Origin of the sequence: Agathobaculum sp. NTUH-O15-33 (assembly GCF_033193315.1) — a bacterium.
In the GTDB taxonomy this organism is placed as follows: domain Bacteria; phylum Bacillota; class Clostridia; order Oscillospirales; family Butyricicoccaceae; genus Agathobaculum; species Agathobaculum faecihominis_A.
Map to the genome: position 1 here is coordinate 367,256 of NZ_CP136187.1, position 23,344 is coordinate 390,599.

Genomic DNA, 23,344 nt, shown 5'->3' on the forward strand with positions numbered 1-23,344 from the left:
TTTGCAATGGGATAAGGTAAAAAACGTACTGATCGTCATTTTGCTGGCGGTGAATCTGTTCCTTCTGGGCAATCTGGGGTTTCAGTACTATCAGCGCGTATCGCGCGCCGAGGAGCTGAACAGCCATGTGCGCACGCTGCTTGCGGAAAGCGGCGTTACGCTCGACGAGAGCTTTCGGCTGCCCGATGACAAGGTTCTGCCGCCCCTGACGCTGGACCGCAGCCGCGCGGATGAGGAACGGGTCGCCCGCGCGATGCTGGGCGCGGATATGCAGCGCACCGAGCGGGAGGACGGCACCGTGCTTTTTGAAAGCGACCTTGGCGAGGTCGCATGGAACGGCGACGGCACCGTGCAGGGCCATGCCAGAGATACGCGCGGCGCGCCGGAGGGCATGCGGCAGGCGGAACAGCGCCTGCGCGCCTACATCCGCGATTGGGGCCTGCTCGATAAGGGCGATTCGATCGCCTTTGCGGAGGGCGCCGCCACGCTGACCGGTCCGGTCGCGGGCCTGCCGGTGCACAACCGGTCGCTGCAACTGACCTACGAGGGGGAAACGGTCTCCCTGTCCGGTTTTTGGAGCTTTGGCACGCCGTACACGACCGCGCGGGAGACCGTGGTGAACTGCGCGGCGGCGGATGCGCTGCTCGCTTTTGCCGCGTCCACGCCGGATATCGGGCAGATACAGGAAATGACGGTGGGCTACCGCTTGCAGCAGGACAGCGGCCGCCGTTTGCAGCTCACGCCAACTTGGAAAATCCGAACCAGCGAGCACGAATATTTGGTGGATTGTGCCAAAAAAACCGAGATTTAATGGGAAACGGGAAAAAGAACTTTCCTTTCCCGGAATTTGTGGTAGAATATATTGTGAGATTTTGTGCGGGGCGCACCAAGTGCGCCTTCCGGCCATAAAATGTGATGTAGAGAAAAGAAACGCGACTTTTTTTGTGGGGCGCGGGACAGAAGAGTGAGGAGTAGGTAGGCTTTGACCAAGTATGTAATCAACGGCGGCAAGATCCTGAATGGCGAGGTGACCATTTCGGGTGCGAAGAACGCGGCGGTTGCCATTGTACCGGCGGCGCTGCTGGCGGACGGCCCGGTTCGGATCGAGAACGTGCCCAAGATCATTGATGTAACATTGCAGCTTGAGATCATGCGCGAGCTCGGCGCGCATATCCGTTTGGTCAATGCGACCACGGTCGAGATCGAAAACAACCTCCGGCCGAGTCTGGAGCCCCACGAGCTGGAGCGCAAGCTGCGCGCCTCTTATTATCTGCTGGGCGTGCTGCTCGGCAAATACGGCTATGCCGAGGTGGCCATGCCGGGCGGCTGCAACTTCGGCGGCGTGCGCCCGATCGATCAGCATATCAAGGGCTTTGAAGCATTAGGCGCCAAGGTAACCCTGCCCAAGGGCGGCTTTATCCGCGCGGAAGCGCCGGAAGACGGCCTGCACGGCGCGCACATCTATTTTGATGTTGTCACCGTTGGCGCGACCATGAACGTGATGCTGGCGGCGGTGCTGGCCAAGGGGCAGACCATTCTGGAAAACTGCGCCAAGGAGCCGCACATCGTCGATCTGGCGAACTTCCTGAACGCCATGGGCGCGGACGTGAAGGGCGCGGGCACGGATGTGATCAAAATCCGCGGCGTGGAGCGTCTGCGCGGCGGCTCGTATTCCATCATCCCCGATCAGATCGAGGCCGGCACCTTCATGGCGGCGGTCGCGGCCTGCGGCGGGCAGGTGCTGGTGAAAAACGTCATCCCCAAGCATCTGGAATGCATTACCGCCAAGCTGAAGGAAATGGGCGTGGAGATCACCGAGTTTGACGACGCGGTGCTCGTGCGCCGCATGGGACGGCTGACCAAGACCAACCTGAAAACGCTGCCCTATCCCGGTTTCCCGACCGACATGCAGCCCCAGATGACCACGGCCCTTTGCTTGGCGGAGGGCACCAGCATCGTCACCGAGGGCGTGTGGGACAGCCGCTACCGCTATACGGGCGAACTCACCCGCATGGGCGCCAATATCCATGTGGATGGCAAGATCGCCATCGTGGAGGGCGTGAGCGAACTCAAGGGCGCGCCGGTGCGCGCGCACGACCTGCGCGCGGGCGCGGCCATGGTCATTGCGGGCCTTGCGGCCGGCGGCGTGACCGAGGTCGAGCAGGTGCAGAACATCGAGCGCGGCTATGAAACGCTTGTGGAAAAGTTTGTGGCGCTGGGCGCGGATATGTACCGTTCCGAGATCCCGGATAACACAAACGGCATGCAAGAGGCAAACTAAGCGTATATTGGGGCGGGGGACGGCAGTTCCCGCCCCTTTTCTCTTGACTGAGCACAAAGGAGTATGAAAAAATCTATGACGCAGCGCTTTTACTACAGCATTGCGAGCGGCTCATCGGGCAACTGCGGCCTGTATATGTGCGGCTCCACCGCGATTTTGATCGATCTGGGCGTATCGCTCCGCAAAATAACGACCGCGCTGCACGAGGTCGGCCTGTCGCTCGACCGAATCGCGGGCGTGGTCATCACGCACGATCATACCGATCATATCAAGGGCCTGCCGATGTTCCTGAAAAAAGTCAGGCGCCGGTCTACGCCTCGGCGGAAACCGCGCTTGCCCTGCATCTCAAGCAGACCGCGCCGGAGGGGCGCCTTACCACGTTCGAGCCGGGTGAGCGCTTCGGCATCGGCGAGATCGGGGTCACGCCGTTCGACACGCCGCACGACGCGGCGGGCAGCGTGGGCTACATATTGAGCAACGGCGACACGCGCTTTGGCTTTGCGACCGATTTGGGCTTTGTACCGGGCGAGATTGCCGACCAGCTGCGCGGGTGCGACGCGGTCGTTTTAGAGAGCAACCACGATCCGCACATGCTCGCGGCCGGGCCTTATCCCTACATGCTCAAGCAGCGCGTGGGCGGTCCGCGTGGCCATTTATCCAACCCGGACTGCGCGGTCTGCGCGGCGGAGCTGGTCAAAAGCGGCACGCGCACGCTGATTCTTGCGCACCTGAGCGAGCATAACAACATGCCCGCGCTCGCGTTGCAGCAAACGCAGCTGGCGCTCAAGGGCCTTGCGCCCTGCGCGGTGTACATCGCCCCGCGCGAACGCATGGATGCGCCCATTGTCTTAGAGGGAGGCGTGCAATGCTCTCTGTACGACTGATCTGCGTGGGCAAGCTGGGCGAGCGCTTTTGGGCGGACGCCTGCGCCGAATACCGAAAACGTCTGGGCGCTTACTGCAAGCTGGAAGTGGCCGAGCTGTCCGAGCAGCGCCTACCGCAGTCGCCCTCTGAAGGCGAGCTCGCCGCGGCGTTGGAACGCGAAGCCGCGGCGATCGAAGCGCAGCTTTTGCCGGGGGCCAAGGTAATCGCGCTGTGCGTGGAAGGCAAGACGCTTTCCAGCGAGGCGTTCAGCGCCTACCTGTCGCAGCTCACCGTTTCGGGCGTGAGCCGCCTGTGCGTACTGATCGGCGGCTCGTGCGGCCTTGCCCCGCGTATCAAGCAACGGGCCGATTTGCGGCTGTCCATGTCGCCGATGACGTTTCCGCACCATCTGGCGCGCGTCATGGCGCTCGAACAGCTTTACCGCGCGCTGAATATCGCCGCGGGCGGCAAGTATCATAAGTAAGCGGTTCACGCAAACGATCACAAAAGTGCCGATAAAATACAAAAAGCTCCTCGGATGAGGAGCTTTTTGTATGATAGAAATGAAGAAGTGGTCATTGTAATTGAGACGCGGCGCAAGTGGCTTGGCCGCAGTCTTTGCAGCCGCTCACGGGGAGCGATTACATTTTTGCTCTTCCATGTCACAAGAGCATGATTACTGTAACATCAAAACCATCGTCTGTAAATACCTTTGACGTGAAATGCAATTAACGCGACGTGAAAAGGTTTGGAAATAGAAAAATAAAGAAATATAACATATAATTTCAAAGAAAAAACGACAAAAGCCTCGTTTTATTTGGGAATAGGCAGGGGGAAAAGCGAACTTTTCCAGACTTGAAAAATTTGTCGCTTTAACGTATAATCAATATGACTCAGAGTTTGGAATTTCAACAATTTTTCCGTGAATTTGCGTCTGCGCGACTTGCAATGCAACGGGTGGGGAGGGAAGCGCAAAATGGTTTTGCAAGTTGTTGTTTTGGAAGATAACGAATGGGAACTGAAAATGTGCAAGGAAACGATCGAGCAAGCGGCACAGAATAAAAATATCAATGTTCATGTGACCGGTTGCGTTTCCGGGGCCGACGTTACCGATGAAAGAATCATCGATACCGATATCTTTTTTCTTGACATAGAAACCCCGGACCGCAGCGGGATCGAGACCGCCAAACAGATCCGCACCATATCGGAGGATGTGCCGATCGTGTTTGTGACCAACCACGGTCAGTATCAAATGGCGGGGTATTCGGTGCACGCCTATCATTACTTGCTCAAGCCGCTGAAAGAGGGGGACTGCGTAAAGTGCTTGGAGCACGCGGAGCGTTACGCGCGCTTGCGCGAGGACGCAAAGCTCGTCATTGCGCAGCGGGGCAAGCAGATCATTCTTTCCTACGCCGATATCCTGTTCGTCGAAGCCATGGACCACGAGTGCCGGATCGTACACAATCGGGGCGAGGTCACCTGCCGTATGACCATGTATGAACTGCTGCAAAAGCTGCCGCAGGAGAGCTTTATGCAGTGCCACCGTTCGTATTTGGTCAATGTCGATTATGTATCCAAGGTGCTGGGCGCGGAAATGATCCTGAAAAAGGATATTAAGGTGCCGGTAAGCCGCCTGTACCGCGATAAGATTCAGCGCGCCACCATTGAACGCATGGAAAGCGTTATAGAAAACCTATGATAACGGCAATGAACATTTTAATGATCCTTTCCTCCATGCTGGATGCGTCGCTCAAGCTATCCTTTTATAATACCGTACTTTTGCCGGAGGGAAGTAAATGGGTCCACAAAAAGTGGATCTGTTTTGTTGTGTGCAGCGCTGCGCTCTCGTCTGTCATGAGCGTCTTGCAGGTGTTTTACCTGATCAAATTCGCCATTGTTTTCGTGGGGGAGATCGTATTTTGCTATCTTGTCTCGGAACATAAGCGGTGTGTTTCACTTTGCCTGCCCGCGCTGGCCAACGCGCTGATGTATATTTGCGAAAGCACGGTGCCGCTCACGCTGTCGGCGCTTTTCAAAATCCCGGTCACGGTGGTGGCGGATACACCGTTTTTTATGGTATACGGGATTCTGGAATCGCGCGGCCTGATGTATTTAGTGCTCGGCGGCACGCTGTTTTTTCTGCATCGCAAGCGGAGCGTGCCGGATACGCGGCATCTCCGCGCGCCGCAGCTGATCTGTCTGAGCGCGGGCGCGGCGTTGCTGGGCGGCAGCGCCACGGCGCTTTCCTATGTGCTGAACAATACGGGTGATGTCGGTTATTTTCTGAAAGTGCTGCCGATCGTGCTTTTCGTGCTGCTGGTGCTGATCACCATACTGTTTATCAGCCTGTCGCGCGAGACCGAGCGGAAATACCGTTTGGAATCCGAAGCCATGCAGCAGGAGAATTTGCAGAGACAGCGTCAGGCGCTTACCGCCATGTACGAAAATATCCTTGGAATGCGGCACGATCTGAAAAACCATTTGCGAACGCTGGCCGGTCTGCTGGAACAGGGCGAGAGCGGTCAGGCGCTCGAATACGTGAAACAGATATCGGATACCGCAGAGGGCGCGGGCGTTTGGGTCAATACCGGCAACGCCGCGATTGATTCGCTGCTGCACGCAAAGCTGTCCAGCGCGCGCGAGGCCGGTATCGGGGTACGGGTCAATCTCAGCCTGCCGGACACAAACGAGGTAAAAACGAGCGACCTTTGCACCGTTCTGTTCAATGTGCTCGATAACGCGATCGAGGCATGTGAGAGGAACGCGGATCCAAAAAATCGTTGGCTGCGTCTGATTGTGGCGCAGCAGAAGTACCGGCTGGTCGTTTTCTGCGAGAACCCGAGTGAAAATGAACCCCTAGAGGGAAAAAACGGCTTCAAAAGCGCCAAGAGCGGCTTGCTGCACGGCATTGGCTTGACGCAGGTCAGGCGCGTGGCCGATAAGTACAACGGCATGTGCGGCGCGGAATACCATAAGGATACCGGCACTTTCCGCATCACGGTCCTGCTGCCGAACGAATGCGGCGAAACCATAAACATAAGTGTGATAGAGCCTGAAAAGGAGTAGACAACGACATGCTGAAACGATGGAGCGCCTTTCTGGTCCGCTGCGGCGTGATCAAGGAAGAGGATGCGGCGGTACAGGAGTACGGCCTGTTCTGCCTGCTCAATACGCTTGCGTACAATGTCGTGCAGCTGGCGCTGGCGCTTTGGTTCCATGTGCTTTGGCAGACGCTCTGGTTCGATCTGCTGTTCATGCCGCTGCGCAACTGGGCGGGCGGCTATCATGCGAAAACGCCGCTGCGCTGCTTTGTTCTGAGCAACGCGGTGTGGGCGCTGGCCATGCTGGGCGGACATTACCTGCCCGCCAGACTGTGTTTGGCGGTGGGGCTGCTGTCGGCGGCCGCGATCTGGCGCATGGCGCCGGTCCCGCATGAAAACAATCCGCTCAGCCCCGCGCGGTTCAAGCTGGCAAAGCGGGTGGCGCGCGGGATCGTGCTGGTAGTGGCGGCCCTTATGTGCGCGCTGCTTTGGCTGCGTGTTGCGGTATTCGGCAGGCTCGCCGGGATCGTGCTGTTTTGCACGGCGGTTTCGCTGTGCGTTTGCAAAATGAAGGCGGGGACCCATGGGGAGAGATGAACTTTTAAAGACCAAGTACCCCATTTTGCTGGTGCACGGCATGGGCTACTGGGACGAGTCGCCCCGCCCGTATTGGGGCAGGCTGCCGGCGTTTTTGCGTGCGCACGGCGTCGCCGTTTATTTCGGCGGACAGGATGCGTGGGGCGCGGTGCCCGGTAACGCGCGGCGGGTTGCGCTGTCGCTGCGCGACGCATTGCGGGAGACCGGACAGCCCCGCGCGCACCTGATCGCCCATTCCAAAGGCGGACTGGAGGCGCGCTATTTGATTTCCACGCTGGGGCTGGGCGGCTGCGTCGCGTCGCTCACCATGCTGTCCACGCCCAACCGGGGCGCGCCGCTGGCCGAGCTTCTTTTGCGTCTGCACCCCGGGGTGGAACTGTGGAGCGTGGCGGCCGAGGCGCACGCCCGCCGCCATGGCGACCGCGACCCTGCGGTGCTGCGCGCGGGCCGCGAAATCACGCGCGAGGCGCTTGTTCGCTTTAATCGGGAAAATCCGGATGACGCGCGCGTGTATTATCAAAGCTGGGGCGCGGAGCTGGCGGATAGCCGCACCGACCCGCTTATGGCGGCCAGCCATGCCGTTTTGCGTCCGCTGGTGGGCGAGACCGACGGCTTGGTCGCGCCGGAATCGGCCAAATGGGGCGTGTACCGGGGCACGCTGCACGGCGTTTCCCATCAGGAGCTGGTGGATTCCATGGGGCGCGATACGCCCCGGTTCCGGCCGCTATCCTTTTATGCGGAGCTGGTGCGCGGCTTGCGGGGGCTGGAAGGATAATCAGCCAGTTTCAGGCGAATTTTCAAAAAGGGTTTACATTGTGCTTGCAATTTTGTAAAATAGAACTATACGATCAAAGGCATACGGCATAGCCGCGCCCGCGGTCCTAGAGTTTGAGGAGGTCGCTCCCATGATTATTACTATTACGCTGAACACCGCGCTTGACCGTACGCTGCGTATTGACAAGCCGCTTGTGGTGGGTAAGCTCAACCGTGCGCTGTCCAGCTATCTAGAGCCGGGCGGCAAGGGCATCAACGTTTCCCGCGCGGTCAAGGCCCTTGGCGGCGAAAGCATCGCGCTTGGCTTTTGCGCGGGCGCAAACGGCCGCATTATGAAGGATTCGCTTACTTCGGCCGATATCCACCATGATTTTGTGGATATCGCGGGCCAAACCCGTGTCAACACCCAGATCATTGACGCGCAGGGCGGCCATACCGAGGTGAACGAGCCCGGCACCAAGATCGAAGACGCAGATTTTCTCCGCTTGATCGACCGCATGGAGAACTATCTGGACGAAGGCAATATTTTCGTGCTCGCCGGTTCGTGCCCGCCGGATTTTCCGCTGAAAAATTACTTAAAGATCTGCAAGACCATCAAGCGAGCGGGCTGCAAGCTCATTATCGACGCCGAGGGAGAGCTGCTCAAGGCCGCGCTCGACTGTGAGCCGGATTTTGTCAAGCCCAATATCTTTGAGCTGGCCGACGCCGTGGGCGATAAGCCCTCCGCCGATCCGGAGGAGGTCGTCGTATCCGCGCGCAAGATGCTCGAGCTTGGCGCGCGCGCCGTGTGCGTATCCATGGCGCAGGAAGGCGCGCTATTGGTCTCTAAGGACGAGAGCGAAGCGCTGTATGTCAACTGCAACCCCAAGATTTATGACGAGGGTTCGGTCGGTACGGGTGACGCCATGGTTGGCGCGATCGCCAATTCGCTCAGCAAGGGCCTGCGGTTCGACGAGATGGCGCGCTTTGCCGTAGCCACCGCCCGCGCGTCCAGCCGCCTCGCCGGTACCGAGATGGCCACGCTGAAAAAGGTGTACGAGGTATACGAGACCACAGAGGTCTATGTAGTTTAAAATGAGTAAAGACCGCCGGAGCGTTTGCTCCGGCGGTCTTTACTATGGAACGGGTACCTGCAATGGATCGTCAGGCTCCGTTGGCGCGTCGATTCCGCTATCGGAAGCGACCGGTGAGCCGTCGCCGTTTGTGACAAAGTGGAAGCTGTAGCCGTACTGTTCGCTCGCGGCAAAATCCAGCAGCTGCTGTTCGGTAAAATAGCCCGCCGTATAGCGCAGGTCGCGTTGCGTGCCCTCGCCCTCATAGGTCCAGCAGGTGGCATATCCAACCTGATAGCCCAGCTTGGTCAGCCGGTTCAGTTCCGCCGTGACCGCGTCGCTGTCAGCAGCCAGCGGAGCGCCGTCGGCAAAGAAGTTTATCCCGAGAAAATAGAGGGTGTTCTGTCCTGCATGCTCAGATATAGTCTCCTGCACGCCGTTCATAAGCAGTACTGTTCCGTTTTCCGGCGGAGCGTATAGGCTGCTGTTTGATGGGGTGGAAGTATAGCTTTCAATCACCCTATTACCATTCTGTGTAGCGGAGCCGCCATTCGTTTGGCCAGAATGGGTGTATAAACCGAATGCCCCGGCCAATACCAGACACAGGCACGCAGCCGCAAAACCCCATTTGAACCAAACGTTTTTATGTATGCTGCGGTTTTGCGTTTGCTCGCAACGCGCAAGCAAAACATCATCCACATTCCCGATTGCGAGAAAAAGCCGTTCACTCTGGCTCATAAAATGATTCCTTCCTTCTTTAAAAAGATTTTGAGCTTGGCGCGAGTGCGGAACAGCCGGGTCTTCGCGGCGGTTTCCTTGATGGAAAATTGCCCGGCGATCTCTTTTAGTGATTTGCCGTACCAATACCGGCATAAAAAGATGCTGCACTCCTGTTCCGGTAATCCACGCAGGAACCGGTTGATGCTTTGGCTAAGTGCCGCGTCCAATACGGGCTCTTCCGTGCTGCTGGAGGAGGCAACGCACTCCTCCAGCTCCTCCAGCACAAGCGGAAGTTCGCCGCCGCCTCGCTTTTTTGCATTTCTTTTTTTGTATTGATCAAATGACAGGTTGCGGGTGATTTTTGCGAGAAAAGCGGATAGGATGGCCGGACGTTCCGGTGGGATCGCATGCCATGCTTTAAGCCATGTGTCGTTCACGCACTCGTCTGCGTCTTCACGACAATTTAATATGCGGTAGGCGATAGAATAGCAATACCCGCCGTACTGCTTGGAGCAAGCCGAAATAGCTGATTCCTGTCGGTCCCAGTATAAAGCGATGATTTCGTCGTCTGTCAAATTTATTCCTCCTTGCGCGAGAGCAAAGGCCTTCACCCATATAGACGAGAATCGCGGCGTCGAGGTTACGGCTTTTCATAAAAAAACTGCCTGCGGGTTAGGCAGGCAGCAATGCGGCGCTTATGTTTGCTCATCCTCTTCAATGCGGCGGAGCAGTTTTTGGTCGGTCTTATCGCGGGGGATGAAATGGGCGAATAGGTCGGGGCGGTCCTGCTTGGTGCGGCGAAGCGACATTTCGCGTCGCCATGCTTCTATATTGGCGTGGTGTCCGGAAAGCAGAACGTCGGGCACCGGCCTGTCCCGCCAGTTCTCCGGGCGGGTGTAGTGCGGGTGTTCCAGCAGCCCTGCCCAGTGGCTTTCGGCGGTAAATGCCTCTTCGTCAGGCAGCACGCCCGGCACCATGCGGCATACCGCGTCCGCCACGGCCATGGCGGGGATCTCGCCGCCGGTCAGCACAAAATCGCCAATGGAGATCTCCTCGTCCACGCAGGCGTCAATAAAACGCTGGTCCACGCCTTCATAATGGCCGCAGACCAAGATCACATGCTCGCGCGCAAGCAATTCGCGCGCTTTGGCTTGGTCAAACGGACGGCCCTGCGCGGAAAGAAACACCGTATGCACCTGCCCGCCCGCGCAAAGCGCTTCGTGACACAGGAAGAGCGGCTCGGCCAGCATCACCTGTCCGCGGCCGCCGCCGTAGGGGGCGTCGTCCGCTTTATGGTGCTTGTCGAGCGCGTAATCGCGTATGTTCGTGGCGGATACCGAAACAAGCCCCTTTTCCTGCGCGCGGCCGATGATGCTTTCGCGCATCACGGCTTCGATCATTTCGGGGAACAGGGTCATGATATCGATCTTCATAGCAGACCCTCGATGGATTCGATATAAATAACGCCTTTTTCCATATCGATGGATTGCAAAAAGGGCTTTGCGGCGGGGATATAAACCATTTGTCCGTCCTCGCCCGTAATCTCGTACAGATCGTGCGCGGGACCCGTCGTGATAACGTCGCGCAGACGGCCCACGGTCTTGCCGGTGCGGGTATCCGCAACGGTAAAGCCCAGAATATCTTGAATGAAGACCAGATCCTCGGGCAGTTCAGCGTCCTCGCGGTCCAGCAGCAGCACGCGGTTTTTGAGCGCCTCCGCCGCTTCGAGCGTATCGACGCCGGACAGGTGCAGCAGCACGATATTTTTGTGCACCTGCGCGCGCTCGACCGTCACCTTGGTCTTATCCTCGAAATAGAGCGTGTCGAACTCGCACAGCGTTTCGGGGCTGTCGCACCAGGACTGCACGCGCAGATCGCCCCTTACGCCGTGCGTGCCCACGATCTTGCCCGCCTCTAAAAATTGTTTCTGCATAGGTTGTTTCCTCCGAAAATGATAGAAAAAAGACCTGTCAAATAAATGAACAGGTCTTTTAAGGGCGCTTTTAGTCGACAATGTCGACAGTGACGCGCTTGTTTTCACGATTGCCTGCCGCTTTCATGAGTGTGCGGATTTCCTTGGCGATGCGGCCGTGGCGACCGATAACGCGGCCCATGTCCCCGGGCGCTACGCGCAGGGAATAGGTCACATTGTCGCCGTCGATCTCTTCGGTAATGGCAATCGCATCCGGCTCGGAAACCAGATTCTTCACAATGTAGCTGAGTAGCTCTTTCATTTCGACAACCTCACTCATTCTTACAGCACGCCGGCTTTCTTCAGGATGCCGCGAACGGTATCGGTCGGCTGAGCGCCCTTGCCGATCCATTCCTGAGCGCGTTCAGCGTTCACCTGGATTTCAGCCGGGTGGTTCAGCGGATTGTAGGTGCCGAGCTCCTCGATGAAGCGGCCATCGCGCGGGTAGCGGGAGTCCGCTACGACGATGCGGTAGAACGGAGCCTTCTTAGCGCCGAGGCGGCGCAGTCTAATCTTTACCATCTTTGTTTCACCTCCCATAGAACAATTCTCTATTGTAAAATAATTTTACAAGCAACGGATGGTATTTGTCATTCTGAGGGTGTAGCCCGAAGAATCCCGCGCGAACGCGCGATCGGGGCCGTAAGGTTTCGCGCGTTCGCGCGAGATCCCTCGCTGCGCTCAGGATGACAGGATACGTTAGAACGGTAGCTTCATGCCGCCGAAGCCCCCAAAGCCGCGGCGCTTTTTCTTGCCCTTGCCGCGCGCCATGCCGGTAAGCTGGCGGGTCATCTTTTGCATGGCTTCAAACTGCTTGAGAAGCTTGTTGACTTCCTCCACGGTTTGGCCGCAGCCCTTCGCAATGCGTTTTTTGCGCGAAAAGTTGATAACCGAGGGATTATCCCTCTCCTTGGGGGTCATGGATTGGATGATAGCCTCGGTGCGGGCCATCTGCTTTTCGTCGATCTGTGCGCCGGCGAGGGCTTTTGCGTCCACGCCCGGCAGCATGCCGAGCATTTCCTCCATCGAGCCCATATTTTTCATCTGTTGCAGCTGGCTTAAAAAGTCGGTCAGCGTCAGGCGGCCGGTGGCCATTTTGCGGGCGGTCTCTGCCGCCTGCTTCTGGTCGAAGGTCTGCTGCGCTTTTTCGATCAGCGTGAGCACGTCGCCCATGCCGAGGATACGGGACGCCATGCGGTCCGGGTGGAACGGCTCGATATCCGAAAGCTTCTCGCCCGTGCCGATAAATTTGATCGGCTTGCCGGTGACGGCTTTTACCGAAAGCGCGGCGCCGCCGCGCGCGTCGCCGTCCATTTTGCTCATCAGCACACCGTCCACGCCAAGCGCTTCGTTGAACGTTTGAGATACGGTGACCGCGTCCTGACCGGTCATCGCGTCGACGACGAGGATGATCTCGGTCGGCTTGACAGTGGCTTTGATGTTCTTCAGCTCGTCCATCAGCTTTTCATCGATGTGCAGGCGGCCCGCGGTATCGAGAAAAACAAGGTCGTAGCCGTTTTTCTTGGCAAAATCGATGCCGTGCTTGGCGATTTCGACCGGGTCGCCTTGCCCTTCGTCAAACACGGTGATATCGAGCTGACGGCCCACGACCTTGAGCTGTTCGATCGCGGCGGGGCGGTATACGTCGCACGCGACGAGAAGCGGGCGGCGCTGCTGCTGCTTGCGCAGCAGGCCCGCAAGTTTGGCGCAGTTGGTGGTCTTGCCAGCGCCCTGTAAGCCGGCCATCATCACGATGGTGGGCGGGTTGGGCGATATGGTGAGGCGGGTGTTTTGCCCGCCGAGCAACGCGGTCAGCTCTTCATTGACGATCTTGATGACCTGCTGCGCAGGGGAAAGGCTTTCCAGTATCTCGGCGTCGGTCGCCTTTTCGGTGACCGCTTTGATGAAATCCTTCGCGACCTTAAAGTTGACGTCGGCCTCGAGCAGGGCGAGACGAATCTCGCGCATGGCCTCTTTCACGTCCGCCTCGGTCAGGCGGCCCTTGCTTTTCAGGTGCTTAAAAGCGGAGGATATTTTTTCGGTCAGGCCTTCAAAAGCCATAGAAGCCTCCTTTAAGTCGAAAGCTCGTCGATCAGCTGCGTCAGACGGGCGGCGATCTCGCCGAGCGCTTCGCTGTGCAGCTGGTTTTGGTTAAGTTCCGTCAGTGCCGCGGCCTCGTGCCGCAGCGCGGCGGCGCGCCGCTCGGTATCGCCGTAGCGGGCGACCAGACCAAGCCGCCGTTCGGTTTCGGCAAGCGTGTGCTCGGCGCGTTTTACCGCGTCCCGCACGCCTTGGCGGGTGATGCCCGCATGCTCGGCGATCTCGGTCAGGGATAAATCTTCGTTATAATAGAGGTCGAACAGCTCGCGCTGCTTGCCGGTGAGCATGTCGCCGTAAAAATCGTACAGCAGGCTCATTTCCAGCGGTTTGCCCTTCATGGCCCGGCCTCCTTATGTGTGTAAAGCGAATTGCCTTTACATCGAACGTGATTATCATACCGTATAATTTGCCCCTTGTCAAGGGAAAATTACTGTACAGGCGTGAAACTTTGTAGTTTTAGTGAACACACCGAAAAGATTGCGCGCTTATTCATTTAATGATATAATATTTCACATGGAAAAATTTCTCCGGAAGCGAGGCAAATTATGCAACAGGTGACGAGAAAAAAATTGGGCGCCGGGGTAAGCCTTACCTGCGTGACCACGCCCAAGTTCAAACGGTCTGTCATCCGGGCGGCGCTGCTGCTGCCCCTCGGCGGGCCGGACGCGGCGCTCCGCGCGGTGCTGCCGCACGTGCTGCGGCGCGGCACGAAGCGGCTGACCGACCTGCGCCAGCTTGGGCAGGCGCTGGACGAGCTGTACGGCGCGCGCATCGAAGCGACCGTGCGCAAGGAAGGCGAAACGCTGGTCGTCGGCTTTTTGTCCGATGTGATCGACGAGGCGTACGCGAAGGGCGCGGACGGGCTGACTGGCAAGGCCATCGACCTGCTGACCGAGCTGCTGTATGATCCTTATATTAAGGATGGCGCGTTTGACGCGGACTATACCGCGGGCGAGCGGGACAACTTGAAGGACCGCATCGCGGCGCAGAAGAACGACCCGCGTTCGTACGCGCCGAAGCGGTTGACCGAGCTAATGTGCGCGGACGAAGCTTACGGGCAGTCCGCCCTCGGCACGGCCGAGCAGGCCGACCGCATCACGGAGACCAAGCTGTACGCGGCCTATCAGCGCGCGCTGAGCGAGGCCCGGATCGAACTGTTCTACTGCGGCACCATGCAGCCGGACGTGGTCGAAGCGCTTTTTGCAAAAGCGCTGCCGCACCGGCGCGAGCAGAGCTTTTACGTGCCCGAGACTAAGGTGATCGCCGCGCCGCAGGGCGAAGCCCGCGAAGTTGTGGAGGAACAGCCGGTCACACAGGGCAAGCTTTCCCTAGGCTTCCGCACGGGCGGCGCGAGCCTGCTGGGCGGCGATCCGGTCGTGTACTGGATGTTCCAAACGCTTTACGGCGGTTCGACCAGCTCCAAGCTGTTTTTGAACGTGCGCGAAAAGCTTTCGCTCTGCTACTATGCGAGCGCGCAGTTTGCCAGCCTGAAGGGCGTGATGCTGGTCAACTCCGGCATTGAAAACGATAAGTTTGAGGTAGCGCGAGACGAGATCCTGCGCCAGCTGACGCTTTGCCGCGAAGGCGACATCACGGACGCGGAGATCGATTCCGCCCGCAAGACCCTTGCGGGCGCGTGGCGCGCCATGCTGGACGAACCCATACAGCTGGAACGCTATTGGCTGCAGCAGGCCGTGGCGGGCACCATGCTTGCGCCCGAGGAACGCATCGGCCGTCTGGACACCGTCACGCGCGACGAGATCGTCGCGGCGGCGCAGGCCACGCAGCTCGATACCGTGTACTTTATGAAGGGGGTGGCAGGATGAGCAAGCAGTACGCATTGCTGCACGAAAAGATCGAATGCCGCACGCTGGAAAACGGCCTGCGCATCGCCTATATTCCAAAGGAAGGGTTTTCAAAGACCTTTGCCGTGCTCGCGACCGATTTCGGTTCGGTGGACGCGTCCTTTACGCTGGACGGCACGCGCTATGACACGCCCGCCGGCGTGGCCCACTTTTTAGAGCATAAAATGTTTGAGGACAAGGACGGCAACGCCCTGCAAAAGTTCTCTGTCACGGGCGCGAGCCCGAACGCATTCACCAGCCAGACCATGACCGCCTACCATTTCTCCTGCACCGAGCGGTTTGAGCAAAACCTTGATATCCTGCTCTCCTTCGTGTTCACCCCTTATTTTACCGAGGAGAACGTCGAAAAGGAACGCGGCATCATCGGGCAGGAGATCGGCATGATGGAGGACACGCCCGGCTGGCAGGCCTATGTCGGCCTGTTCGAGGGGCTGTTCCACGAGCATCCGGTCCGCGTTTCCATCGCGGGCAGCGTGGAAAGCATTTCGCATATCACGCCGGAACTTCTGTTTACCTGTCATAAAGCGTTTTACAGCCCGTCCAATATGGCGCTGGTCGTTTGCGGCGCGGCGGATTTTGAACAGGTTTGCCGCGCGGCGGAGCGTCTGTCGCCCCGCGTGCCCACCCGCATCGGTGAGCGGCATTACGGCGAACGGCGCGATACCGTCGCAAAAAGCCTAGTCACCCGCAAAATGCAGGTTTCCCAGCCGCAGTTTTTGCTTGGCTTTAAGGATGAACCACTCGCGCCCGGCGAAAGCAAGCTGCGCCGCGCGCTGCTTGGCGAACTGGCCGTGCGCGTGCTGTGCGGCGATACCGCGCCGCTTTACAGCGACCTGTACGCAAAGCGCCTGATCAACCGCTACTTTGAGACCGAGTATTCGCTGATTCCCGAGGGCGCGGTCGCGCTCATGGGCGGCGAAAGCCGCGACCCGGGAGCGGCCCGCGCGGCGATCGAAGCGGAGGTGCGCCGCATTGCCCGCGAGGGCGTGGACAAACCGCTGTTCGAGCGGATGAAAAAAGCCGTTTACGGCCTGCACCTGCGCGTGCTGGACGATCCGGAGGAGCTGGCCCGCATGCAGGTCGGCGCGATGTTCGGCGGCGAGGATTATCTCGACTTTGCCGCGTTGTTCGATACCATTGAAGCGTCCGATATCCAGACGATGGTGGCCCGCTGGGCGCGGAACGACCATTCCTCCATGTCGGTCGTGGAACCGGCGGAAGCATAAGCCCAGACAAAAAGAAAAGGAAGACATTCATGGAACACGCTATCTCATTTCCCGGCTTGGGGATCGCTTTCGATCTCAACCGGGTGGCCTTTACGGTATTCGGTAAGCCGATCTATTGGTACGGTATCATCATCTGCATCGGCTTTTTGCTGGGCGCAATGTATTTGAACGCGCGCGCCAAGCAATTCGGCTATACGTCGGACAACCTGATCGATTGCCTGCTTATCTGCGTGCCCGCGGGCATCGTCTGCGCGCGCATCTACTTTGTGGCGTTTGAATGGGATTATTATAAAAACCATTTGAGCGAGATCATCAACATCCGGAACGGCGGCATCGCGGTTTACGGCTCGGTGATCGGTATTTTGATCGGCCTGTTTGCCTACAGCCGGTTTAAAAAGATATCCTTTACCGGCCTGTGCGACATGGCGGCGCTCGGTTTGCTGATCGGCCAATGCATTGGCCGCTGGGGCAATTTCGTCAACGCCGAAGCGCACGGCGGGCCGACAAACCTGCCGTGGGGCATGTCGATCGACGGCGCTGCGCCCGTGCACCCGACCTTTTTCTATGAATCGTTCTGGAACCTGCTCGGCTTTATCGTGCTGCATTTCTACTCGAAAAAGCGTAAGTTCCCGGGGGAAATCGCGCTGCTTTATGTGATGTGGTACGGTCTGGGCCGCGCGTGGATCGAAGGCCTTAGAACGGATAGCCTGTACCTTGGCGACCTGCGCGTGTCGCAGGTGCTGGCGATTGTCAGCAGTTTGATTGCTATATTCGTGCTGGTGCGGCAGTATAGCCGCATTAAGGTAGCAAAAGCGTTTTATCAGCCGCCCGTGCCCGCGGCAGGCCCCGCGCCTGCCGCCCCGGCGGCCGCAAAGGCGGAGCCCACGCCCGAAAATGAGGCCGCGCCCCTGCCCAAGCAAGCCCCCTCGCCCGCGGGCGAGCCCGACCCAAAACCGACGCCGAAGGAGGACAACGACAAATGAGTGCAGTAAAAATGGACGGCAAGGCGCTTTCCGCAAAGGTGCGCGGCCAGATCTTGGCGGAGACCGAGGCGCTGAAGCAAAAGGGCGTAACGCCCGGGCTGGCGGTCATCATCGTCGGCAACGACCCCGCGAGCGAGATTTATGTGCGCAATAAGGAAAAGGCCTGCGCGGAATGCGGCTTTTACAGCGAAAAATACGCGCTGCCCGAGGAGACCACACAGGACGAACTGCTGGGCCTGATCGCCCAGTTAAATGAAAGCCCGCAGATTTCGGGCATTCTGTGCCAAATGCCGGTGCCGAAGCACATTTCGGAGCAGGCGGTGATCGACGCGATCGACCCGCGCAAGGACGTCGACGCGTTCCACCCGGTCAACGTGGGCAAAATCATGGTGGGCAATTTTGATTTTGTGCCCTGCACCCCGGCCGGTGTGATGGAGCTGCTCGCTGAGTACGGCGTCGATCCCAAGGGCAAGGAATGCGTGGTGGTTGGCCGGTCGAATATCGTCGGCAAGCCGATGAGCATGCTGCTGCTGCACAAGCACGGCACGGTGACCGTCTGCCACAGCCGCACCAAGGACTTGGCGGAGGTTTGCCGCCGCGCGGACATACTGGTCGCCGCCGTGGGCAAGGCCGCGTTCGTCACGCCGGATATGGTTAAGGAAGGCGCGACGGTGATCGATGTGGGCATGAACCGCAATGCCGAAGGCAAGGTCTGCGGCGACGTGGACCCCGCCGTGTTTGAAAAAGCGGCGTTCATGACGCCGGTTCCCGGCGGCGTCGGCCCCATGACCATCACGATGCTGATGAAAAACACACTGAGGGCCGCGAAGGTGCTGCACGGGCTGTCATAGCCCGTCCGGCTCCTGACAGCGGATCAGCGCGCCAAGCTGTATACCGTCCAAAAAGCACTGCCTTGCTTCGCCCCGTATGCGGGCGTTGTCCTTGTCGATCAGATCCAGCATCCTGTGGCGGTCCGCTTCGCAGGCGCACAGCGCCAGCCATTCGCTCGGATCTTTGACTTGATGAACGGATGAGTAATAGCGGCTGAAAAATGAGTACATAAAAATCACTCCTTGGCTCTAATTTAAAGTTATTGTAACATGACTCTAAATTAGAGTCAACATGCTGAGGCTAATTTTATGGATTATATGGAGATCATTCGTAAAACGCGAGAACAAAAAGGTATTTCCCAACGGCAGTTTAGTACAATGCTGGGTATGGGTACGACTACATATGGACATTACGAGATGCATAGACGCAAGCTGACTGTTGATATGTTGATTCAGATTTGCAAGCTGCTCGATCTATCCGCCGATGAAATCCTCGGCCTTAAGTAGGGGGGCGACCCCACCAATGTCATTCAGTTAGGAGTGAGAAAGTGCTAACTGGGTAGCAAACGCCCTTTGGGCTTCCCCGGCGAGGGGAAGCTGGGCCGCGCAAAGCGCGGGTCTGAAGGGGGGCGTAAGAACCATTGGCATTGATGTGCGCAGTAACCTTTAAATGCGCCATTCGTTAAGCCCCCCTTTCGTCACGCGCCTGCAGCGCGCGCCACCTTCCCCTCGTCGGGGGAAGGCCAAAGGGCTGCGCTATGCCGTATAGGAGTCAGCTATTCTTATCTTTATGACATTGGTGACCCCACCCCGCCGCCTTACAGCAAAGCCGCCATGGGTAACCGCTTCGTCCTGACACGGGCGGGGCGGTTTTTTCTTTGCGCGCCGAGCCGCCGTTACCATTTTGAGACCGCCCATACGGGGGAGAACCGCTGAGAAAGGATTGACCTTTTGCGTGGTTGCACTTATAATGGAAGTACCAACTTCAGGGGAGGACAATGTGTTATGGATATGAAGAAAATGGCGGGCGACAAAGCCGCCGAATATGTAAAGGACGGCATGGTGCTTGGTCTGGGTACCGGCTCTACCGCGTTCCACCTCGTCAACGCGGTGGGCGAATTGGTTAAAAACGGCATGAAGCTAAAGGCGATCCCGACCTCCAAGGCCACCGAAGCGCAGGCCTGCGAACTCGGTATCCCGCTGCTGACCATCGACGAGGTCGAGCATATCGATCTGGCGATCGACGGCGTGGACGAGATCGACCCGCAGTTCAGCGCCATCAAGGGCGGCGGCGGCGCTTTGTACCGCGAAAAGGTCGTGGCGACGCTGGCGGACGAGGTGATCTGGATCATGGACGAATCCAAACTCGTTGATCAGATCGGCGCGTTCCATCTGCCGGTTGAAATCGCACAGTACGGCTCCAAGCAGGCCATGAAGAAGATGGAGGAGTTCGGCTTCCATCCGGTGCTGCGCGTCAAGGAAGGACGCACCTTTGTTACCGATAACGGCAACTTTATCGCCGATCTGCATCTTGGCGCGGGCTTCGATATCGAAGATGTCCGCCAAAAGCTTGGCACCATCGTGGGCGTGCTGGAGCACGGCCTGTTCCTGAATATGTGCAAGCGCATGGTCGTTGGCACGAAGGACGGCGTAAAGGTGATCGAGAACCCCGCAAAGTAAAACAGGTAAAGCAAGATCAGCCGCAGCCGATCGGTTGCGGCTGATACACTATCCGGGAGGTGTATGCGTGGAAGACGGACGGATACCAGAGGAAGACCTTTGGACAACGGGAGAAATAGGACGGGCGACGGAGGACAGCCTTTGGACGGAGGCGCACGAGGACAGCCCGGCGCCGGCGGAGGAACGCCGCAGGACGGCGCAAAGCCGGCAGCGGTCGCGGTCGCATAGCAGCAGGCGGCCGCCGAAAAAGATAAAGCTCAATTATCGCATGGCGCTTTGCATCGCAGTGCTGGTGTGTTTTGTGCTGGCGGTTTTATTTTTCGCGCTGTTCATGGGGCAGCGGGGAAAAGCCAAGGGCTTGCAGGAAGAACTGACCAAGCTGGGCGATGAAAAAACCGCGCTGACGCAGCAGGTGGGTACGCTGACGCAGGAGAATCAGACCATGCTGAGCGGCGTGATGAAGTCTGTGCCCGATCCGACGACCGCGAACACGCAAAGCCTGCCGGACCTGATCCCGCAGTTGACGGAGGGTGTTTATATCGTTTCCAACACGGGTTCGGGCTACCAGTACCTCAAGGTGCCGGAGGGTTATCTGACGGACAAGCTCAATGCGTTCCGCGACAACGCGGACGGCTACAAGCAGGCCGCGTCCGGCGCGGCGGCTGATTGGACCTACTGGGTGCTGTACAGCGACAAGGTGATCGGCATGAACGCGAGCGATCACGGCTTTGTCAGCACCGACCGTTCCGCGACCGGGCCGGAGTACGACCTGCCCGCGGGTTTCAGCGCTTTTGTCGCTTCTGTGTTCAATAAAAGTGCTTGACAGCGCAAACAAACCGTGTTATCCTATTAAAAGCCGCATTGTGCGATGGCTTTGGTTAAGTGCGTCCCAAACGGGCCGCCGCCGCGCCAAGCGTGACTCTATAATGAAAGAGAGGGAAAACCCATGTACGCAATTCTGAAGACCGGTGGCAAGCAGTATAAGGTAACCGAGGGCGACGTGATCTACGTTGAGAAGCTCTGTGCCGAGGACGGCTCCACCATTACTTTTGACGAAGTTCTGGCCGTAGGGGAAGGCGACAGCCTGACCGTCGGCGCGCCTTTCGTTGCCGGCGCAACCGTTTCCGGCACGGTCGAAAAGACCGGCAAGGCGAAGAAGATCAACATCTTCAAGATGAAGCCGAAGAAGGGCTACCGTCGCCGTCAGGGCCACAGACAGCCTTACACCAAGGTAACCATCGGCGCGATCAAGGCCTAAGGCCGTGACACGCGTTACCTTTCAAATTTCGCCCGATCAGTCGATCCGATCGGTGGACATCCTCGGTCACGCGGACTACGCGGAAGCCGGAGAGGACATCGTTTGCGCGGCGATCTCAAGCGCGGTGATGCTTACGCACGCCCTGCTATTTGACGTTCAGCACATCCCCGTCGATACTCTGATTGAGGACGAGGGCGCGCATATCCGCATCACCCTGCCGGAAGGCGAGGATGGCAAACGCGGACAGGACGGTTTGCAGGCGCTTCGTATGCATTTTACCGAGCTGACCCAGAATTATTCAGAGTTTTTAAGCGTAATGGAGGTGCAAGAATAATGCTGAAGATCAGTTTACAGTTTTTCGCTCATAAAAAGGGCGTTGGCTCGACCAAGAACGGCCGTGATTCCGAGGCCAAGCGCCTTGGCGTCAAGCGCGCGGATGGCCAAACCGTTCCGGCGGGCAATATCCTCGTTCGCCAGCGTGGCACGAAGATCCATCCGGGTACCAACGTTGGCCGTGGTTCCGACGATACCCTGTTTGCCAAGGTAGACGGCGTTGTTCGTTTTGAACGACTGGGCAAGGACCGCAAGAAGGTTTCCGTTTACCCGCAGTAACAATTAAAATACGTGCGTTTCGCGCGTATGAAAAAGATCATGAAATCCCAGACTAATGGTCTGGGATTTTGTTTTAGCCCCCCGAAGGAGGGAAAATATGTTTATTGATGTAGCAAAGATCAAGATCGTTTCCGGTAAGGGCGGGGATGGCAAAGTAAGCTTTCACCGTGAAAAGTATGTCGCATCCGGCGGACCGGACGGCGGCGACGGCGGCCGCGGCGGCAGCGTGATTTTTCAGGTGGACGATAACCTTTCCACGCTGCTGGATTTCCGCTATAAGAAGAAATACGTGGCGGCGACGGGCGAAAACGGCGGCGGCAAGCGCTGCAAGGGCAAGGACGGCGAAAGCCTTGTGATCCGTGTGCCGCGCGGCACGCTGCTGCGCGATCAGAAAACCGGGCAGGTAATCTGCGATCTGTCGGATGACGAGCCGTACGTCGCCGCGAAGGGCGGCAACGGCGGCTGGGGCAACACCCACTTTTCCACGCCGACGCGGCAGGCGCCGCGTTTCGCCAAGCCCGGTCAGCCGGGTGTGGAGCTGGATGTGATCTTAGAGCTCAAGCTTTTGGCGGATGTGGGCCTGATCGGCTTCCCGAATGTCGGCAAATCGACGCTGCTTTCCATGGTTTCCGCGGCAAGACCCAAGATCGCGAACTATCATTTCACCACGCTTGTGCCCAATCTGGGCGTGGTATCGGTTGGCGAGGAGCAGTCCTTTGTCATGGCCGATATCCCCGGCATCATCGAAGGCGCGGCGGAAGGCGCGGGCCTTGGCCACGATTTTCTCCGTCATATCGATCGGTGCCGCCTGCTGCTGCACGTGGTTGACGTAGCGGGCAGCGAAGGCCGCGACCCGCTGGACGATATCGAAAAGATCAATCAGGAACTTGCGGGTTACAGCGAGTTTCTCGCCGCGCGGCCGCAGATATTAGTCGCGAACAAGGTCGATTTGTTAGGGGAGGACCGCGCGCCGGTCGACCGGCTGCGCGCCTATGCCGAGGAACATGGGCTGAAGTTTGCCGAAATGTCGGCCGCGACGAGTCAGGGCGTGACCGAACTGATGCGCCTGACGTGGGACGAGCTTCGCGAGCTGCCGCCTGTATTCCGCTACGAGCCTGAATTCGTGCCGGAGGAGGAAACGGTATCCGAGCGCGACTGGACCGTCGAGCAGGTGGAGGATTACTATGTGGTATCCGGCGCGTGGGTCGACAAGATCATGGCCTCCGTCAACACGGATGATTACGAATCCCGCCAGTATATGGACCGCATGCTCAAAAACGCGGGCGTATATGAAAAGCTCGAAGCAATGGGCGTTAAGGAAGGCGATTTCGTCGTCATTGGCGATATGGAATTTGAGTACGTCTATTAAAAAGCGCAACCGCCCTTACCGGATACTCTCGGTAAGGGCGGTTGTTTTGCTGTTTTTGGAACAAACATGCTTTGGCAAGCTGCTACTGTGTGGTATCTTAATAAAACGGTTTTTACACGC

At 58.3% G+C, this 23,344-nt stretch carries 28 protein-coding genes and 1 pseudogene; 20 read left to right on the plus strand and 9 right to left on the minus strand.

From position 1 onward, the window contains the following. The first annotated feature begins 1 nt into the window (after position 1). From RWV98_RS01835 to RWV98_RS01875, 9 genes and pseudogenes are all read left to right on the plus strand, one after another. Positions 2–811 carry a hypothetical protein gene (locus tag RWV98_RS01835; RefSeq protein ID WP_280963180.1) on the plus strand — a complete coding sequence of 270 codons (810 nt, stop codon included), beginning with the start codon at positions 2–4 and terminating at the stop codon, positions 809–811. Positions 812–982: 171 nt separating this feature from the next. Beyond that, a complete protein-coding gene (locus tag RWV98_RS01840) occupies positions 983–2,281 on the plus strand; it encodes a UDP-N-acetylglucosamine 1-carboxyvinyltransferase (protein WP_280963181.1) in 1,299 nt (432 codons plus the stop codon). Between the two features lie 135 nt (positions 2,282–2,416). Further along, a pseudogene (locus tag RWV98_RS01845) lies at positions 2,417–3,165 on the plus strand (MBL fold metallo-hydrolase). Continuing rightward, on the plus strand, positions 3,147–3,629 hold the full coding sequence (locus tag RWV98_RS01850; RefSeq protein WP_317863392.1) for a 23S rRNA (pseudouridine(1915)-N(3))-methyltransferase RlmH: 483 nt from the start codon (positions 3,147–3,149) through the stop codon (positions 3,627–3,629). Before RWV98_RS01845 ends, RWV98_RS01850 begins: the two are co-directional and overlap by 19 nt. Before the next feature lie 492 nt (positions 3,630–4,121). Beyond that, positions 4,122–4,844 (plus strand): LytR/AlgR family response regulator transcription factor, encoded by a 723-nt coding sequence (locus RWV98_RS01855; RefSeq protein WP_280963185.1) that lies wholly within the window; start codon positions 4,122–4,124, stop codon positions 4,842–4,844. A gap of 8 nt (positions 4,845–4,852) precedes the next feature. After that, a complete protein-coding gene (locus RWV98_RS01860) occupies positions 4,853–6,211 on the plus strand; it encodes a sensor histidine kinase (protein WP_317863395.1) in 1,359 nt (452 codons plus the stop codon). Positions 6,212–6,219: 8 nt separating this feature from the next. Then, entirely contained in the window at positions 6,220–6,783 is a 564-nt protein-coding gene (locus tag RWV98_RS01865; protein WP_317863397.1) for an accessory gene regulator B family protein, read from the plus strand. Next, positions 6,770–7,558, plus strand: a complete 789-nt coding sequence (locus RWV98_RS01870) for an esterase/lipase family protein (protein WP_317863398.1) — start codon at positions 6,770–6,772, stop codon at positions 7,556–7,558. Before RWV98_RS01865 ends, RWV98_RS01870 begins: the two co-directional genes overlap by 14 nt. 130 nt (positions 7,559–7,688) lie before the next feature. Next, positions 7,689–8,630, plus strand: coding sequence for a 1-phosphofructokinase family hexose kinase (locus RWV98_RS01875; protein WP_280963189.1), 942 nt, complete (start codon positions 7,689–7,691; stop codon positions 8,628–8,630). 42 nt (positions 8,631–8,672) lie between these two features. Here RWV98_RS01875 and RWV98_RS01880 read toward each other — a convergent pair whose 3' ends face one another. The 8 genes from RWV98_RS01880 to ylxM form a co-directional block, all read right to left on the minus strand. Then, on the minus strand, positions 8,673–9,128 hold the full coding sequence (locus RWV98_RS01880; RefSeq protein WP_317863400.1) for a hypothetical protein: 456 nt from the start codon (positions 9,126–9,128) through the stop codon (positions 8,673–8,675). Positions 9,129–9,343: 215 nt separating this feature from the next. Further along, positions 9,344–9,904, minus strand: coding sequence for an RNA polymerase sigma factor (locus RWV98_RS01885; RefSeq protein ID WP_317863401.1), 561 nt, complete (start codon positions 9,902–9,904; stop codon positions 9,344–9,346). A gap of 120 nt (positions 9,905–10,024) precedes the next feature. Continuing rightward, the gene (gene trmD, locus RWV98_RS01890; RefSeq protein ID WP_317863402.1) at positions 10,025–10,762 is read right to left on the minus strand and encodes a tRNA (guanosine(37)-N1)-methyltransferase TrmD; all 738 of its coding nucleotides are present in this window, start codon (positions 10,760–10,762) and stop codon (positions 10,025–10,027) included. Then, the gene (gene rimM / locus RWV98_RS01895; protein WP_317863404.1) at positions 10,759–11,262 is read right to left on the minus strand and encodes a ribosome maturation factor RimM; all 504 of its coding nucleotides are present in this window, start codon (positions 11,260–11,262) and stop codon (positions 10,759–10,761) included. Before rimM ends, trmD begins: the two co-directional genes overlap by 4 nt. Positions 11,263–11,332: 70 nt before the next feature. After that, positions 11,333–11,563, minus strand: a complete 231-nt coding sequence (locus RWV98_RS01900; protein WP_280963211.1) for a KH domain-containing protein — start codon at positions 11,561–11,563, stop codon at positions 11,333–11,335. Between the two features lie 20 nt (positions 11,564–11,583). Beyond that, entirely contained in the window at positions 11,584–11,823 is a 240-nt protein-coding gene (gene rpsP / locus RWV98_RS01905) for a 30S ribosomal protein S16 (protein ID WP_280963192.1), read from the minus strand. Between the two features lie 177 nt (positions 11,824–12,000). After that, entirely contained in the window at positions 12,001–13,362 is a 1,362-nt protein-coding gene (gene ffh / locus RWV98_RS01910; protein ID WP_280963193.1) for a signal recognition particle protein, read from the minus strand. A gap of 11 nt (positions 13,363–13,373) precedes the next feature. Continuing rightward, the gene (gene ylxM / locus RWV98_RS01915; protein WP_280963194.1) at positions 13,374–13,739 is read right to left on the minus strand and encodes a YlxM family DNA-binding protein; all 366 of its coding nucleotides are present in this window, start codon (positions 13,737–13,739) and stop codon (positions 13,374–13,376) included. Positions 13,740–13,946: 207 nt separating this feature from the next. On the opposite strand from ylxM, the gene yfmF reads away from it, so the two are divergent. From yfmF to folD, 4 genes are read left to right on the plus strand one after another with little or no spacing between them, the layout of a single operon-like run. Beyond that, positions 13,947–15,227, plus strand: a complete 1,281-nt coding sequence (gene yfmF / locus RWV98_RS01920) for an EF-P 5-aminopentanol modification-associated protein YfmF (RefSeq protein ID WP_280963195.1) — start codon at positions 13,947–13,949, stop codon at positions 15,225–15,227. Next, the gene (gene yfmH / locus RWV98_RS01925) at positions 15,224–16,492 is read left to right on the plus strand and encodes an EF-P 5-aminopentanol modification-associated protein YfmH (RefSeq protein ID WP_317863408.1); all 1,269 of its coding nucleotides are present in this window, start codon (positions 15,224–15,226) and stop codon (positions 16,490–16,492) included. The genes yfmF and yfmH overlap by 4 nt, the downstream gene beginning before the upstream one ends. Before the next feature lie 29 nt (positions 16,493–16,521). Then, positions 16,522–17,475, plus strand: coding sequence for a prolipoprotein diacylglyceryl transferase (lgt, locus tag RWV98_RS01930; RefSeq protein ID WP_317863410.1), 954 nt, complete (start codon positions 16,522–16,524; stop codon positions 17,473–17,475). After that, entirely contained in the window at positions 17,472–18,326 is an 855-nt protein-coding gene (gene folD / locus RWV98_RS01935; RefSeq protein ID WP_280963198.1) for a bifunctional methylenetetrahydrofolate dehydrogenase/methenyltetrahydrofolate cyclohydrolase FolD, read from the plus strand. The genes lgt and folD overlap by 4 nt, the downstream gene beginning before the upstream one ends. Here the strand turns inward: folD and RWV98_RS01940 are convergent. Further along, complete coding sequence (locus RWV98_RS01940) at positions 18,321–18,536, minus strand: hypothetical protein (RefSeq protein WP_317863412.1); 216 nt, start codon at positions 18,534–18,536, stop codon at positions 18,321–18,323. The two genes, folD and RWV98_RS01940, sit on opposite strands and share 6 nt — an antisense overlap. A gap of 87 nt (positions 18,537–18,623) precedes the next feature. On the opposite strand from RWV98_RS01940, the gene RWV98_RS01945 reads away from it, so the two are divergent. From RWV98_RS01945 to obgE, 7 genes are all read left to right on the plus strand, one after another. Continuing rightward, positions 18,624–18,812: a helix-turn-helix domain-containing protein gene (locus RWV98_RS01945; protein ID WP_280963212.1), complete on the plus strand. Its 189-nt coding sequence runs from the start codon at positions 18,624–18,626 to the stop codon at positions 18,810–18,812. A gap of 498 nt (positions 18,813–19,310) precedes the next feature. After that, entirely contained in the window at positions 19,311–19,985 is a 675-nt protein-coding gene (rpiA, locus tag RWV98_RS01950; RefSeq protein ID WP_317863413.1) for a ribose-5-phosphate isomerase RpiA, read from the plus strand. A gap of 67 nt (positions 19,986–20,052) precedes the next feature. Next, positions 20,053–20,808 (plus strand): hypothetical protein, encoded by a 756-nt coding sequence (locus tag RWV98_RS01955; protein WP_317863415.1) that lies wholly within the window; start codon positions 20,053–20,055, stop codon positions 20,806–20,808. Positions 20,809–20,931: 123 nt separating this feature from the next. Continuing rightward, positions 20,932–21,243 (plus strand): 50S ribosomal protein L21, encoded by a 312-nt coding sequence (rplU, locus tag RWV98_RS01960; protein WP_280963207.1) that lies wholly within the window; start codon positions 20,932–20,934, stop codon positions 21,241–21,243. Between the two features lie 4 nt (positions 21,244–21,247). Next, a complete protein-coding gene (locus tag RWV98_RS01965) occupies positions 21,248–21,577 on the plus strand; it encodes a ribosomal-processing cysteine protease Prp (protein WP_317863416.1) in 330 nt (109 codons plus the stop codon). After that, positions 21,577–21,855 carry a 50S ribosomal protein L27 gene (gene rpmA / locus RWV98_RS01970; protein ID WP_317863418.1) on the plus strand — a complete coding sequence of 93 codons (279 nt, stop codon included), beginning with the start codon at positions 21,577–21,579 and terminating at the stop codon, positions 21,853–21,855. Before RWV98_RS01965 ends, rpmA begins: the two co-directional genes overlap by 1 nt. Positions 21,856–21,952: 97 nt before the next feature. Further along, positions 21,953–23,224, plus strand: a complete 1,272-nt coding sequence (gene obgE / locus RWV98_RS01975) for a GTPase ObgE (RefSeq protein ID WP_317863420.1) — start codon at positions 21,953–21,955, stop codon at positions 23,222–23,224. Positions 23,225–23,344 lie beyond the last annotated feature (120 nt).